This window comes from Phenylobacterium sp. (genome assembly GCF_030654915.1).
Classification (GTDB): Bacteria; Pseudomonadota; Alphaproteobacteria; order Caulobacterales; family Caulobacteraceae; genus Phenylobacterium.
Window position 1 is genome coordinate 1 of the sequence record NZ_JAURWM010000384.1, and the last position, 14,178, is coordinate 14,178.

Consider the following 14,178-nt stretch of genomic DNA (forward strand, 5'->3'; position numbering starts at 1 on the left):
TCACGTGACCCGCAACGTCGCCTTCGACCTGGGCGCCGCCGACATCCGCGTCAACGCCATCGCGCCGGGCGCCATCAAGACCGGCGCCCTGGCCAAGGTCCTGACCCCGGAAATCGAAGCCGCCATGCTGAAACACACGCCCCTAGGCCGCCTCGGCGCCCCCCAAGACATCGCCAACGCCGCCCTGTTCCTGTGCTCGCCCGCCGCGGCGTGGATCAGCGGCCAGGTGCTGACGGTGTCTGGCGGCGGGGTGCAGGAGCTCGACTGACAGGGGTCGGGGCTACGATATGGGGGAACGCGCCGTCGCGCTGGATTGGTCGCCAGCGTCAATGCAACGCGACAGCGGGCGATGATGGAAATGGCCCAGTGATGGCAACGCCGCCGGCTTGGACTGCTTCGGGCTCCAAGCCGACCATCGGAGGGTCCGCTTCTGGTCATCGAGCCCGCCGAAGACGGCAATGACCGCGTTGGGCTCTTAGCTCACGTCGGCGACTTCCGCTGCGCGGCACGCAGTCCTGCGGTCCGCGTCATGGCCGAGGTATGCTTGCGGACGCGGTGCGTGAACAATGGTCTCACGCGAGCTGAGCCACAATCGGCGCGAGACTAAGCCTTCGTCATGGCCTGGAACACACTGGCCAGCTTCCTGATCGCGACCTCGATCTCGTCGGGCGTATAGGCGGCGAAACCCATCAGGAAACCCGGCCGCCCGGACTCGCCGACGTGGAGCCCCGATAGTCCGAGCAACTCGATCCCGGCTCGCCGCGCCGCTTGGACGACCGCGCCTTCGACCAGGCCGCAGGTCAGCAGGCAGGGCATCTGAAGGCCTCCCGCCGGAGGCTCGGCCTCCACGAAATCCGACAGGTGCGTTTCGACGAGGTCGACCAGGACGCCCAGCCGTTCGGCGTAGACGCCGCGCATGGATCGGACATGCGCGCCGAAGTGCCCGCCTTCCATGAACCTCGCGAGCGTCAGTTGCGCGATCGGGGCGGAATGCCCGTCAAGCAGGGTGCGCGCGACCGTCATTGGCTCCACGAGCTGGGGCGGGAGCACGACGTAGGCGATCCGCAGTCCGGGGAAGAGGGACTTGGTGAAGGTGCCGACATAGAGGGTCCGGTCGTGCGGATCGAGGCCTTGCGCGCAGGCCGTCGGCTTGCCGGCGTAGTGGAATTCGCTGTCGTAGTCGTCCTCGATGATCCAGGCCTGCCGCCTGGCCGCCCACTCGATAAGCGCCAGACGGCGATCGAGCGACAGCGTCGCCCCGGTCGGGAACTGATGGGATGGCGTGAGAAAAACGGCCTTGGCGCCGCGCGGATCGTTCAGGATCTGGTCGACCAGCAGGCCCTGACGGTCAAGGCCGACGGGCGCGCACTCCAGGCCCGCCGCGTCGAACGCTCGGCGCGCACCGTAGTAGACCGGGTCCTCGATGAAGATGCGGTCGCCGGGGTCGAGCAGCATGTTCGCGCAGAGCGTCAGCGCCTGTTGTGAGCTGGTAAGGACCAGAACCCGGTCAGCCGTAGCGCGCGCGCCGCGCTCAAGGTTCACATAGTCGGCGATGACGCGCCGCAGCGGCTCGACACCTTGCGGATCGGCGTGGAGGAGAGCTTGCGTGCCGCTCTCCTTCAGCACCTGCCGTTCCAGCCGTTCCCAGAGATGGAGTGGGAACGTGCGCGTCTCCGGCGCCCCGTGAGCGAACGGTCGTAGTGAGAGCCGCTCGCGGACCCCGCCACCGCGGAACACCGCGTTTCCGCGCTTGCTGAGATTAAGGGGCCCCGATGGCGCGGCCTGCAGGGTGGACCGCCGCCCGGTCGTGAGCTCGGTGACCTGCGCCACGAAGCTTCCGCTGCCGACGCGGCGCTCGATGAACCCTTCGGCGTGAAGCTGCCCATAGGCCGCCTCGACCGTGTCGCGCGACACCCCGAGCGACTTCGCCAGCGCGCGTGAGGCCGGCAACGGTTTGCCCGCCCCCAGCGCATGATCAAGGATCAATTGGCGGATCGCCCGTTGAATTCGCGCATGAAGCGGCATGGCCGCATGGGCGGGGTGGGCAAGCCAAGCCTTCACGGACTCAAGCTGCGAATGTCTGAACAATTGGTCTGGACGACTCGGTCAAAATGGCGGGGCCAATCAGGCCATTGCCCGGATAGATGTCAACCCGCCGCGCCGGCCCGCACCCAGACTCAGGAGCTTCCATGTCCCCCAGCCCATCGCCCGTCCGCCTGCGCGACCTGACGCATCCGGTCGTGGCCGGGCTGATCTCCGTCATCGTCAATTACGGCGGCACGTTCATTCTGGTCTTCCAGGCCGCCAAGACGGCTGGTCTCAGCCCGGAGCTGACCGCCTCTTGGGTCTGGTCCGTTTCGATCGGCGTCGGACTGTCCGGCCTCTTCCTCAGCTGGCGGTATCGGGAGCCGATCATCACCGCCTGGTCGACGCCGGCGGCGGCGTTCCTCGTTACGGCGCTCGCCACCACGCCCTATGGCGAGGCGGTCGGCGCCTACATGGTCTCGGCGGCGGCCTTCGTCGCCCTCGGACTGTCAGGCTATTTCGACAAGGTGATCCGCCTGATCCCGCCGGGGATCGCCTCCGGGCTGCTCGCGGGCATCCTGCTGCAGTTCGGGATCGGCGCGTTTGGCGGCGCCGGCGTCGACCCGCTGCTGGTGGGCCTGCTGATCGTCGCCTATCTGGTGATGAAGCGCTTCCACGCCCGCTATGCGGTGGTCGGCATCCTCGTTCTCGGACTGGTCTTCCTGCTCGCGCAGGGCCGGGTCGATCTGGGGGGGCTGAAGCTGGAGTTCGCAGCACCGATCTTCACCAGGCCGGAATTTTCGCTTAACGCGCTGCTCTCGGTCGCGCTGCCGCTGTTTCTCATCACCCTGACCGGCCAATACATGCCGGGGATGCTGGTGCTGCGGAACGACGGCTTCAAGACCAGCGCCAATCCGATCGTCACCGCGACGGGGCTTGGGTCGCTGATCATGGCGCCGTTCGGCTCGCACGCCTTCAACATCGCGGCGATCACGGCCGCGATCGCCACCGGCAAGGAAGCCCACGAAGATCCGACCAAGCGCTGGGTCGCCGGCATCGCTGCGGGCTGCTTCTACGTGCTGGTCGGGGTGTTCGGCGTGACGCTCGCCGCCGTCTTCATGGCGTTCCCGGCGACCTTCATCACCACGCTCGCCGGCCTGGCCCTACTCGGCACGATCGGCGGCGCCCTCGCCAGCGCGATGGCCGATCCGGCGTCGCGGGAGGCGGCGCTGATCACCTTCCTGGCCTCGGCCGCGAACATCAAGCTGCTCGGCGTGGGAGGCGCGTTCTGGGGGCTGGTGATCGGTCTTGTCGCCCATCTCGTCCTCAACGGCGTCCTGCCGCGCCGTCCGCGCACGTACCTGTCCGCCTAAGCGGCGCGTTGCGGCTACCGACAAGCATGGAGCCGACGACCGACGCGATGCGGACGCTCAACGCCTGACGCTGCCCCCCTTACGGCGTCGCCTGTGCGGAAACAGCAGGAACCCAGCGGCGGTTCGCAGACCGCCGATCAGGTTCGCATTCGGCTTGCTCGCGATGCCTAGTGGTGGCGCCAGGCGACTTTCCTCCAAACGGCGCCGTCGTCTCCGGCGTTCGGTTGGGGCGCGCCGGGCGCGGCCCTGCAGCTTCAAGACCCATCACGAAGTCCGTTTGCGGGCGGCGTGCCAATGTCTCCTGCTGGCGCCGAGCTGATGTTGGCTCCACTTCGCTGCCGGACTGGCGGGCGATCGCTCGGCAAGCCAAGCCGATCTCAGCTCATGCCGTCAATCAAACGACCTGCTATTCCCAAGGAAATCGCGATCCAGAGGTTAAGTCTTTCCGCTCAATTGGTGGTGTAAGTTGTCATTTATGAAAAACTCAATCCAACAGGGCGACATTATTATTCTCGATGACCGGGAGACGAACCCCCTCGTCGTCGAAGTCCATCCTGATTCTGTAGTAATCGTCGGCCCTCAAGGCGTTTCTCTAGCCCTGACGCCAGAGGCGGCCATCGCATCCGCCGAGGTGTTGCTGGACGCGGCCGAAGAGGCCATTGAAACGTAGGCTTGATCAACGACCGATACGAGCAGCGCAGGGTGGCGTTCAGACTTGGCGGTCGCGTCTGCTGAAAGTCAGCTTTGTGCTCGAGTGCTAGAGTCTGCATCTGGCGCAAAACGCCCAACCACAAAAAACACCGCCGGCCCTTTCGGACCGGCGGCGCGGGTACTCTACTTCAGAACTAGGTCGGCTTAGGCGAAGGCGGCGGCCGTCTTGCGACGGCTGTTGCGCACGGCCGAGCCGGCGAGGCCGAAGCCCATGATCATCATGGCCCAGGTGGCCGGTTCCGGCACCGCCGAGACGGTGGCGATGTTGTCGAACTCGAACGAGTTCTGGCTCGAGGCGAACACCACCGAGGTCACGGTCTTGCCGCCGAAGGTGTAGGTCATCCGGCGACCGATCGACTGGTCGCCGCCGAAGGCGCCGCCGGCCAGTTGGGTGCCGCTCAGCAGCTCGGAGGTGTTGTCCGAGAAGTTGAAGCGGATCGAATTGTAGGCGTCCGGCGAGCCCATATAGACGCTGAGCAGCTTGATCGCCGGGGTGCTCAGGGTGAGCGCGCCGCCGCCGAGCACGGCGGCATAGTTGCTCAGGTCGCCGGGGGGCGGAGCCGAGATGCCCGACATCAGGCCGTCGGCGCCGCTATAGATGTTCACCGTACCGGTGGTGGTGACGCCGTAGCCGCCGGCTTGCAGGCCGTCGAAGTCCCAGACCATGACCTGGCCCGCGGGCAGGTTCAGGTTGTCGGACGTGTGCGAGACGGTGACGGCGGCGTTGGCCGAACCGGCGATGGCGGAAACCGCGAGGACGGCGAGAGCCGCCGCTTTCAGCGAGATCTTCATAGAGATACCCCTCCAACACCACCGCGCTCGACACCTTTTGTGACGGACGCGGCGGATCAAGACGGGACAGTCCCGCCTCTACACAGGCTGGTAATTCAAGATCGGCGCCAACCAGCGTTCGGCGACCTTCAGTTCCCAACCCTTGCGGCGGGCATAGTCCTCGACCTGGTCCTTCTCGATCCGGCCGACCCCGAAATAGTGCGCCTCGGGGTGCGCGAAATAGAGGCCCGAGACCGAGGCCGGCGGGTTCATGGCGAAGCTTTCGGTCAGCTCCATGCCGGTGGCCGCCTGCGCGTCCAGGATCTTGAACAGCGTCGCCTTCTCGGTGTGGTCGGGCTGGGCCGGGTAGCCGGCGGCCGGACGGATGCCGCGATAGGTCTCGCCGATCAGGGCGTCGATATCGAAGGGCTCGTCGGGAGCATAGCCCCACAGCTCGGTGCGCACGCGCCGGTGCATCGCCTCGGCGAACGCCTCGGCCAGCCGGTCGGCCAGGGCCGCGGCCAGGATCGCCGAATAGTCGTCGCCAGCCGCCTTGAACTTCTCGGCGATCTCCAGTTCGCCGTGGCCGGCGGTAACGGCGAAGCCGCCGACCCAGTCGGGCTTGGTCCCGATCGGGGCGATGAAGTCGGACAGCGCGACATTGGCGCGGCCGCCGTCCTCGCGGCTCTTGTCCTTGGCCATCTGCTGGCGAAGGGTGTGCAGGCGGGTCAGCTCGGTGGTGCGGGTCTCGTCGGTGTAGAGCACCACGTCGTCGCCGTCGGCGTTGGCCGGCCAGAAGCCGATCACGCCGCGCGCCTCGAACCACTTCTCCTCGATGATCTGCTTCAGCATCACCTGGGCGTCCTTGAAGAGGTCGCGCGCGGCCTCCCCCACGACGTCGTCCTCCAGGATCTGCGGGTAGCGGCCGATCAGCTCCCAGCTGGCGAAGAACGGCGACCAGTCGATGTGCTGGGCCAGGTCCGCCAGGTCGTAGGCGACGAAGCTGCGGGTGCCGAGGAAGCTCGGCGCCGGCGGCTCATAGGCGCTGAAGTCGGGCTGATAGGCGTTCTTGCGAGCGTCGACCAGGCTGGCGCGGGCGCGGTTGTTCTGGCCGCGGGCGAACTGCTCGCGCACCTTGATGTAGTCGGCGCGGGTCTCGGCCTGGACCCGGTCCTTCTCGGTGGGCGAGAGCAGGTTGGAGACCACGCCGACCGCGCGGCTGGCGTCCAGCACATAGGTGGTGGAGCCCGCCTTGTAGGCCGGCTCGATCTTGACCGCGGTGTGGGTCTTCGACGTGGTGGCGCCGCCGATCAGCAGCGGAATGTTAAAGCCGCGCCGCTCCATCTCGCCGGCCACATAGACCATCTCGTCCAGGCTGGGCGTGATCAGGCCCGACAGGCCCACGATATCGACATTGTGGGCCTTGGCCTCGTCCAGGATGCGGTCGGCCGAGACCATGACCCCCAGGTCGATGACCTCGTAGTTGTTGCACTGCAGGACCACGCCGACGATGTTCTTGCCGATGTCGTGGACGTCGCCCTTGACGGTGGCCATCAGGATCTTGCCGGCCGCCTGGCGGACCTGGCCTTCCTTCTCGGCTTCCATGAACGGCATCAGATAGGCCACGGCCTGCTTCATCACCCGGGCCGATTTCACGACCTGGGGCAGGAACATCTTGCCCGCGCCGAACAGGTCGCCGACCACGTTCATGCCGTCCATCAGCGGACCTTCGATGACGTGCAGCGGGCGCTCTGCTTGCTGGCGCGCCTCCTCGGTGTCGGCCTCGATGAACTCGGTGACGCCGTGGACCAGGGCGTGGGTGATGCGCGCGCCGATGGCGCCCTCGCGCCAGGTCAGGTCCGGGCCCTTCTGCTCGGACTTGCCGCCCTTGTACTTCGGGGCCAGTTCGACCAGCCGCTCGGTGTTGGACAGCACCGGGTCGCGTTGCGGGCGGTTGAGGATCACGTCCTCGACGGCCTCCTTCAGCTCGGCCGGGATGTCGTCATAGACCGGCAGGTCGCCGGCGTTGACGATGCCCATGTCCATGCCGGCGTTGATGGCGTGGTAGAGGAACACCGAGTGGATCGCCCGGCGCACCGGCTCGTTGCCCCGGAAGCTGAACGAGACGTTGGAGACCCCGCCCGAGATCCGCGCATAGGGCAGGCTCTGCTTGATGACCTTGACGGCCTCGATGAAGTCGACGGCGTAGTTGTCGTGCTCCTCGATGCCGGTGGCGACGGCGAAGATGTTGGGGTCGAAGATGATGTCTTCGGGCGGGAAGCCGACCTCCTCGACCAAGATCTTGTAGGCGCGCTGGCAGATTTCGATCTTACGCTGAGCGGTATCGGCCTGGCCGACCTCGTCAAAGGCCATGACCACGACGGCGGCGCCATAGCGTAGGCAGGACTTGGCCTGCTCGATGAACTTGGCCTCGCCTTCCTTCATCGAGATCGAGTTGACGATGCACTTGCCCTGCACGCAACGAAGACCAGCCTCGATGACCTCCCACTTTGAAGAATCAACCATGACGGGAACCCGAGCAATGTCCGGCTCCGCGGCGACCAGGTTGAGGAAAGTGGTCATGGCCAGCGCCGAGTCGAGCAGACCCTCATCCATATTGACGTCGATGACCTGGGCCCCAGCCTCGACCTGCTGACGCGCGACGCTCAAGGCGCCGGCATAATCCCCGGCGACGACGAGCTTCTTGAACTTGGCCGAGCCGGTGACATTGGTCCGCTCGCCGACGTTGATAAAGATGGGTCTCATGAGCGGGCTCTTATGCGTTATGGGCGCAGGCGTCGCCCGCGAAGATGGCTTGACCCGGATGCTCCGAGCCTAGTTGGCGCGTCATGCCGCGCGCGCGGCGGCCAGGGCGATCTGGCCGTTCAGGAAGTCGATGAAGCTGATCCCCGCGGCGGCGAGCGCCTTGGGATAGAGTGAGGCCTTGGTCAGTCCAGGCAGGGTGTTGATCTCCAGGAACACCACGCCCTGGTCGGTGACGATGAAGTCGCTGCGCGAATAGCCACTTGCGCCCACGGCCCGGTGCGCCTTCAACGCCCCGGCCTGCAGAGCCGCATTGATCTCGGCGCCGAACGTCGCGGGGCAAATCTCCTGGGTGGCGGCGGCGAGGTACTTGCTCGCATAGTCGAAGGCGCCGTCGGCCGGACGGATCTCGACCGGCGGCAGGGCGATCAATTCTCCGTCGCGCTCCAGCACCCCGCAGGTGGCCTCGGCCCCGGCGATGAAGGGTTCGACCAGGTAGGTCTCCCGTTTCGCGACCTCGGCCAGGGTGGCGAGGTCGGCCTCGGCGTTCACGAAGATCAGCCCATAGCTCGAGCCCTCAGCCATCGGCTTGGCCACCAGGCGGCCGTACTTGGCCAGCCCCTCGGCCGCGGCCTCGATGGAGACGCTGCCGGGCGAGGTCACGCCGACCAGAGCCGCCGCGGCCTTCGTGGCGGCCTTGTCGAAGGCCAGCCGGCTGGCCGCCGCGCCAGATCCGGTGAACGGCACCCCACGTGCTTCGCAAAGCGCCGCCAACTCACCGTTCTCGGCCGCGCCCCCATGCATCGACAGGACGAGCACCCGGCCCTCCGCCGCCGCGCGGTCCAACGCAGCCTCGATCAGGCCGATCGCTTTGCCGGTCGCCGGGAAGTCGACCTCGAAGGGTCGCTGGTGAGCAGCCAGGGCCGCCGGGTCGGCCTCATGAACCTGGCCGCCTGGCGCCCAGTACCAGAGGTCAGCCTGCGGCAAGGCGGCCGAAAGCGCCTGAGCGCTGGCCACGGAGACAAGACGCTCGCGGTTAAGACCGCCAAACAGGATGGTCGTGCGCATCATCAAGCCAGCTCGAACGGCTCCAGGCCGGCGAGCCGCATAGCGATCGGCCGCTCCGGAATCTCGCGCGGTTTAACCCCGTTCACGGCGTCCGCCACGTGGCGAATGTGATCGGGCGTCGTGCCGCAGCAACCGCCCAGGATGTTGACGATCCCGTCCTTGGCCCACTCGTGCAGCTGATGGCCGGTCTCGTGCGGTTGCTCGTCATATTCGCCCATGGCGTTCGGCAGGCCGGCGTTCGGATAGGCCGAGACCAGGGTGTCAGCCACCCGCGCCAGGTCGGCGATGTGCGGCCGCATCAGGTCGGCGCCGAGCGCGCAGTTCAGGCCGATGGCGAACGGCTTGGCGTGCTTCACCGAGTTCCAGAACGCCTCGACCGTCTGGCCCGAAAGCGTGCGCCCTGAACGGTCGGTGATGGTGCCCGAGATCCAGATCGGCAGCGGCTCATAGCCTTCATCTTCCAGATCAAGGATCGCCTTGATAGCCGCCTTGCAGTTCAGCGTGTCGGTGATGGTCTCGATCAAATACATGTCCACCCCGCCGTCGTGCAGGGCGATCATCTGCTCGCGATAGGCCTGATAGACCTCCTCGAACGTCACCAGGCGCGCGCCGGGATCGTTCACATCCGACGACATCGACAGCATCTTGTTCAGCGGCCCGATCGAGCCGGCCACGAAGCGCGGCTTGTGCGGCTCCTTGGCGGTCCAGGCGTCGGCCGAGGCGCGGGCGAGCTTCGCGCCCTGGAAATTGATGTCGTAGACCGCGTCGCCACACTCGTAATCAGCCTGGGCGATGGTGGTGGCCGAGAAGGTGTTGGTCTCGGAAATGTCCGCGCCGGCCGCGAAATACTGGTCGTGCAGGTCCGAAATGATGTCGGGCCGGGTGATGCAGAGCAGGTCGTTGTTGCCCTTCAGGTCCAGCTTGTGATCAGTGAAACGGTCGCCGCGATAGTCGGCCTCTACCAGGCCGCGCTTCTGGATCATCACGCCCCAGGAGCCGTCGAGGATCAGCACCCGCTCCTTGGAGATGGCCTTCAGCTGGGTGATGCGGTCCTGGCGAGTCATTGCGCGGCTTTCTGTTGCTTAGCCAGTTGGGTGTCGAAAGCGGCCTCGGACTGAGCGATGGCGCGGGTGAGTTCACCGCGATCGACGAAGGGGCTCGGCGCGCCAGAGGCCAGCTTGGCGCGCTTGGCCTCCATACCGAACTGCTCGCCATGCGGAGCTAGGAAAACGTCCGCCTTGAGGGTCTTCAGCTTGGCGAAAGCCTTGCGGTAGTCTTCGACGATGCCCGGATACTGCGGTCCCTTGGCCTTGGAGACCAGGCGGTTGGCGGCGACCGAGGTGCTGCAATAGAGCACCGCTTCGTGCTTTTGCCCCAGAATCGTGAGCGGGAAGGTCCAGGTGGTGCAGCCGGCCGAGTGGCCCGGGGTGATATGGGCGGTCAGCGTTGCTCCGCCCAGGGTCACTTGGTCCCCGTCGTTCAGCACGCGGTCCACCTTCACCGGCGGGAAGTCGAAAGCCTTCACGTCCTCCGAGCCGGGATAGGTTCCGGTCTCCAGCGCGCCGCGGTCGGCGGCGCTGGCCGCGAGCTTGGCGCCGGTGTCGCGCTTCAGCTCCGCCAATCCGCCAGCGTGGTCGAAGTGGGCATGGCTGTTCAGCAGTATCTTCACGTCGCTCGGCTTGAAGCCCAGCGACGTAATACTGGCCTCGATGTCCTTGGCGCTGGTGGGCATGGCGCCGTCGATCAGGATGTGGCCCTGCGGCGTGGTGATCAGGAACGAGGACAGCCCCTCGGTCCCGACATAGTAGAGGTTGTCAGCCAGCTGGAACGGGGCCGTCGGCGTCGTCCAGGCGGCGGGCGTCTGGGCCGTGGCGGCGCCCGCCAGGGCCAGACTCGCGGTCAGTCCAGTGACAAGGGCTCTCACGCCGCGGCCTCCGTGGATGAATGGGCGGTCTCTCGCACGCCTAGAACCCGGCAGATCGCATAGACAAGATCAGCGCGGTTGAGCGTGTAGAAGTGGAAGTCGGAGAAGCCTTCCTCCGTCAGTCGCACGCACATCTCGGCCGCCACAGAAGCGGCGATCAGCTTGCGGGTCTCCGGATCGCTGTCGAGACCTTCGAACAGATTCGCCAACCAGCCGGGGATGGTCACCCCGACCCGCTGGGACATGTTGCTCAGCCCCTCGACGCTGCTCACCGGCATGATGCCCGGCAGGATCGGGATGGTGACCCCGGCCTTCCGGATCTTGTCGACGAAACGCAAGTAGCCGTCGATGTCGAAGAAGAAGTTGGTGATCGCCCGCGTGGCGCCCGCATCGATCTTGGCCTTCAGCACCTCGATGTCGTGCTCGACCGAGGGGCTTTCCGGGTGAATCTGCGGATAGAGGCCGACGCTGACATCGAAGTCGCCGATGGCGCGGATGCCCGCGGTCAACTCCGTCGCATTCTGATAGCCGTCCGGGCGCGGGGTGTAGGCGCCGCCCAGCGAACCGGGCGGATCGCCGCGCAGGGCCACGATGTGGCGGATGCCGGCGGCCCAATAGTCCCTGATCACCTCGTCCACCTCGGAGCGGGTGGCCTCGACGCAGGTCAGGTGCGCAGCCGGCTTCAAGGTGGTCTCGTTAAGCATCCGCACGACGGTGCGATGGGTGCGGTCGCGCGTGGAACCGCCCGCGCCATAGGTGACGGAGACGAAGGACGGGTTCAGCGGCTCCAGCCGGCGGATCGCCTCCCACAGGCTCGCCTCGCTCTTTGGCCCTTTCGGCGGCGAGAACTCGAACGACACTGACGGACGCGGCGCGGTTCCAGCGCCGGCGCGAGCCACAGGTCCGAGCGCGGTTTCATGAGGGCTCATGCGGCGCTCCTTTGGGGTTGGCGGGCGCGCTCGGCGACCCAGATCTTGACGGTGAGGCCTTCGCCGCGCTCCGGCGGCAGGGCCGCGACCCGAACCTTCGAAAGGCCAGCTTCGCTCAGCCAGCGCTCCATCTCCGGCTCGGAGAAGCCCAGCCTGCGATGCTGATGCTGCTCGCGCAGGAATTCCAAGGCGTGGGGCGCGAAATCGACGATCAGCAACCGGCCACCCTCGGCGACCAGCCGCGCAGCCTCGCGCACCGCGGCGGCGGGGTCGGCCAGGTAGTGCAGCACCTGATGGACCACCACCAGGTCGGCGCTGTGCGGCGGAAGCCGGGTGCCGAAGATGTCGCCATGGCGCAACTCGCAGCGTTCCAGGCCGGCCTCGGCCACGTGGCTGCGAGCGATGTTCAGCATCTGTTGGGAGAGGTCGAGGCCCAGCGCCGCCTCGGCGTTGGGGCCCAGCAGGGTCAGCATCCGGCCCGTACCCGAGCCCAGGTCCACCAGCCGTTTGAACGGTCCAGGACCCGCCGCTTGCAGGATCGCGTCCTCGACCGCGGTCTCGGAAACATAGAGCGAGCGGATTTCGTCCCACCGCGCGGCGTTGCGCGCGAAGTACTCGCCAGCCTCGGTGGAACGCTCGCCCCGCACCGACTGCAACCGCTCGGCGTCTCGCGCCAGGATCGGGTCAGCGGGATCGATCGACTTCAGGGCTTCGTCGGTCAGACGCCGCGCGTCGCCCACAGCCGCCAGCCGGTAAAACACCCAGGCGCCGTCAGGAAATCGTTCGACCAGCCCGGCCTCGGCCAGCAGCTTGAGATGGCGGGAGACGCGGGGCTGGCTCTGGTCCAGCACCTGGCACAGCTCCAGCACCGACAGCTCCTCGCGGGCCAGCAGGGCGAGCATGCGCAACCGGGTCGGCTCGCCGGCCGCCCGCAGGATGTCCACCGTCTGACTCGAACTCAGCGTCATGAGGGATATAAAGATATCTTTATGTCATTATGTCAACGACCTTGCCGGCCGCCGACAAGCCTTAGGGCCGCCCGCGGCGAGCGTCCAGCATCGCGCGCGCCGGGTCGGTCCGACGCCAGGCCTCGCCGGCCGGACCCGGACAAATCGCCACCCGTTTCGGGTTTTCCGACCGCGCGTTCATCCCCGGTCAAGACCCTGGAGGGCAGATCGTCCGGGTCACGCGTCCCGGGGGTTCCATGTCCAGCTCATCGCCACATCGCGTGCTGATCGTCGATGACAACCGGCACGCCCGGGCCTTCCTGAGCCAGATTCTCCAGTCGGCCGGGCTGGAGACCGAGCAGGCGGCCAGCGGCCCCGAAGCCCTCAGGCTGCTGCAGACCCGCACCGTCGACGTGGTGTTCACCGACATGGTCATGGCGCCGATGGACGGCATCGCCCTGACCCGGGCCATCCGGGCCTCGGTCGATCGGGCGGTGTCCGGCCTGCCGGTGATCATGGCCACGGCCCAGGCCAGCCAGAGCGTGGTCCAGGGCGGCGTCACCGCCGGGGTCAACGCCTTCATCACCAAGCCGTTTTCGCCCGCCGCCGTGCTCACCCGGCTGGAGGCGGCGCTGGCGCCGCCCGCGCGGCCGGCGCCGGCCGCCGCACCCGACGAAGACCACGCCTACATCTGAAGCCGCCGCCCCGTCCGGCCGCTCAGGCCTGGACCGGCGACAACAGGGGTTCCTCGTGGAAGAACCGCCGCAGGTTCTCCAGCGTCTGGCCGACCATCTTCGGAATGCTCTCCAGCGTGCCGCCGGCCGTGTGCGGGGTCAGCACGGTGTTGGGGACGTCGGCCCAGCGCGCCGCCGGGGTCGGCTCGGTCTCGAACACGTCCAGCGCCGCCATGCCCAGCCTGCGGTCCCTGAGGGCCGCGATCAGGGCGTCCTCGTCGATCACCGAGCCGCGCGAGACGTTGACGATGCAGCCGCGCGCGCCGACCGCCTCGATCACCGCCGGGCTGATCAGGTGGTGGTTGTCGGCCCCGCCGCGGCAGGCCACGAACAGCGCGTCGCTGTCGCGCGCCAGGGCCAGCAGACTCTGCGCCCGGGGCCAGGGACTGTCCTTGGCGTTGGGCCCCCACCAGGCCACCTCCAGGCCGAAGGCCTCAAGGCGGCCTGCGATGGCCTGGCCGATATGGCCCAGCCCGACGATGCCCGCCTTGCGGCCCTTCAGCCCCGGACGCGGGCGCATGCGGTCGGCATGGGTCCAGCGCCCTTCCCGCACCATCCGGTCGCCGGTGACGATGCCGCGCCAGGCGGCCAGGAAGGCGCCGACGGCGTGGTCGGCCACGTCGTCGGCGTTGAGCCCCTGCGAATGGGTCACGGCGATGCCCTGGGCGTGGCACCAGGGGACGTCGACGCCGTCATAGCCGACGCTGACGCAGGCGATCAGGCCGAGCCTGGGCATCTCCGACAGGAAGTCGACCGGCAGCTTGACCTCGCCGGCGTGGACGATGGCCTGGACCTCCCGCCCCGGCCCTTCGAGAAAGTCCAGGCGGTCGGGATGCTCCCAGAGCCGGATCACCCGGTAGGTCGGCTCCAGCGCCGCCTGCATCGGCAGCAGCATCTCGTGCGAGATGAGGACGACGGGCGGGGTCGCGGCTT

At 67.3% G+C, this 14,178-nt stretch carries 13 protein-coding genes; 4 read left to right on the forward strand and 9 right to left on the reverse strand.

The annotated features are described in order from the left end of the window. On the forward strand, window positions 1–268 hold a 268-nt coding region (locus Q7T84_RS19820), incomplete at its 5' end, for an SDR family oxidoreductase (RefSeq protein ID WP_304812508.1). Window positions 269–603: 335 nt separating this feature from the next. On the opposite strand, the gene Q7T84_RS19825 is transcribed toward Q7T84_RS19820, so the two are convergent. Next, a complete protein-coding gene (locus Q7T84_RS19825; protein ID WP_304812512.1) occupies window positions 604–2,061 on the reverse strand; it encodes a PLP-dependent aminotransferase family protein in 1,458 nt (485 codons plus the stop codon). Window positions 2,062–2,189: 128 nt separating this feature from the next. Between Q7T84_RS19825 and Q7T84_RS19830 the strand changes: the two genes are divergently transcribed. Together Q7T84_RS19830 and Q7T84_RS19835 are read left to right on the forward strand one after the other, a co-directional pair. Beyond that, on the forward strand, window positions 2,190–3,398 hold the full coding sequence (locus Q7T84_RS19830; protein WP_304812514.1) for a benzoate/H(+) symporter BenE family transporter: 1,209 nt from the start codon (window positions 2,190–2,192) through the stop codon (window positions 3,396–3,398). 475 nt (window positions 3,399–3,873) lie between these two features. Further along, a complete protein-coding gene (locus tag Q7T84_RS19835; RefSeq protein ID WP_304812517.1) occupies window positions 3,874–4,068 on the forward strand; it encodes a hypothetical protein in 195 nt (64 codons plus the stop codon). Window positions 4,069–4,253: 185 nt separating this feature from the next. On the opposite strand, the gene Q7T84_RS19840 is transcribed toward Q7T84_RS19835, so the two are convergent. From Q7T84_RS19840 to Q7T84_RS19870, 7 genes are all read right to left on the reverse strand, one after another. After that, window positions 4,254–4,901, reverse strand: a complete 648-nt coding sequence (locus tag Q7T84_RS19840; RefSeq protein ID WP_304812519.1) for a PEPxxWA-CTERM sorting domain-containing protein — start codon at window positions 4,899–4,901, stop codon at window positions 4,254–4,256. 78 nt (window positions 4,902–4,979) lie between these two features. Continuing rightward, the gene (gene metH, locus Q7T84_RS19845) at window positions 4,980–7,646 is read right to left on the reverse strand and encodes a methionine synthase (protein WP_304812521.1); all 2,667 of its coding nucleotides are present in this window, start codon (window positions 7,644–7,646) and stop codon (window positions 4,980–4,982) included. 81 nt (window positions 7,647–7,727) lie between these two features. Continuing rightward, window positions 7,728–8,714, reverse strand: coding sequence for a D-alanine--D-alanine ligase (locus tag Q7T84_RS19850; protein WP_370653692.1), 987 nt, complete (start codon window positions 8,712–8,714; stop codon window positions 7,728–7,730). After that, on the reverse strand, window positions 8,714–9,775 hold the full coding sequence (locus tag Q7T84_RS19855) for a homocysteine S-methyltransferase family protein (RefSeq protein WP_304812524.1): 1,062 nt from the start codon (window positions 9,773–9,775) through the stop codon (window positions 8,714–8,716). Before Q7T84_RS19855 ends, Q7T84_RS19850 begins: the two co-directional genes overlap by 1 nt. Continuing rightward, window positions 9,772–10,635 (reverse strand): subclass B3 metallo-beta-lactamase, encoded by an 864-nt coding sequence (gene bla, locus Q7T84_RS19860; protein WP_304812526.1) that lies wholly within the window; start codon window positions 10,633–10,635, stop codon window positions 9,772–9,774. The genes Q7T84_RS19855 and bla overlap by 4 nt, the downstream gene beginning before the upstream one ends. Then, window positions 10,632–11,564, reverse strand: coding sequence for a methylenetetrahydrofolate reductase [NAD(P)H] (gene metF, locus Q7T84_RS19865; RefSeq protein WP_304812528.1), 933 nt, complete (start codon window positions 11,562–11,564; stop codon window positions 10,632–10,634). Before metF ends, bla begins: the two co-directional genes overlap by 4 nt. Beyond that, window positions 11,561–12,532: a metalloregulator ArsR/SmtB family transcription factor gene (locus Q7T84_RS19870; protein WP_304812530.1), complete on the reverse strand. Its 972-nt coding sequence runs from the start codon at window positions 12,530–12,532 to the stop codon at window positions 11,561–11,563. Before Q7T84_RS19870 ends, metF begins: the two co-directional genes overlap by 4 nt. A gap of 236 nt (window positions 12,533–12,768) precedes the next feature. On the opposite strand from Q7T84_RS19870, the gene Q7T84_RS19875 reads away from it, so the two are divergent. Next, on the forward strand, window positions 12,769–13,206 hold the full coding sequence (locus Q7T84_RS19875; RefSeq protein ID WP_304812532.1) for a response regulator: 438 nt from the start codon (window positions 12,769–12,771) through the stop codon (window positions 13,204–13,206). Window positions 13,207–13,228: 22 nt separating this feature from the next. On the opposite strand, the gene Q7T84_RS19880 is transcribed toward Q7T84_RS19875, so the two are convergent. Next, window positions 13,229–14,178, reverse strand: a 950-nt coding sequence (locus Q7T84_RS19880; RefSeq protein WP_370653693.1) for a 2-hydroxyacid dehydrogenase, incomplete at its 5' end; no start/stop codon positions are given.

Coding starts and splice junctions, on each gene's coding strand:
- Q7T84_RS19830 (WP_304812514.1), top strand. CDS start 2,190: ATGTCCCCCAGCCCATCGCCCGTCCGCCTGCGCGACCTGACGCATCCG.
- Q7T84_RS19835 (WP_304812517.1), top strand. CDS start 3,874: ATGAAAAACTCAATCCAACAGGGCGACATTATTATTCTCGATGACCGG.
- Q7T84_RS19840 (WP_304812519.1), bottom strand. CDS start 4,901: ATGAAGATCTCGCTGAAAGCGGCGGCTCTCGCCGTCCTCGCGGTTTCC.
- metH (WP_304812521.1), bottom strand. CDS start 7,646: ATGAGACCCATCTTTATCAACGTCGGCGAGCGGACCAATGTCACCGGC.
- Q7T84_RS19850 (WP_370653692.1), bottom strand. CDS start 8,714: ATGATGCGCACGACCATCCTGTTTGGCGGTCTTAACCGCGAGCGTCTT.
- Q7T84_RS19855 (WP_304812524.1), bottom strand. CDS start 9,775: ATGACTCGCCAGGACCGCATCACCCAGCTGAAGGCCATCTCCAAGGAG.
- metF (WP_304812528.1), bottom strand. CDS start 11,564: ATGAGCCCTCATGAAACCGCGCTCGGACCTGTGGCTCGCGCCGGCGCT.
- Q7T84_RS19870 (WP_304812530.1), bottom strand. CDS start 12,532: ATGACGCTGAGTTCGAGTCAGACGGTGGACATCCTGCGGGCGGCCGGC.
- Q7T84_RS19875 (WP_304812532.1), top strand. CDS start 12,769: ATGTCCAGCTCATCGCCACATCGCGTGCTGATCGTCGATGACAACCGG.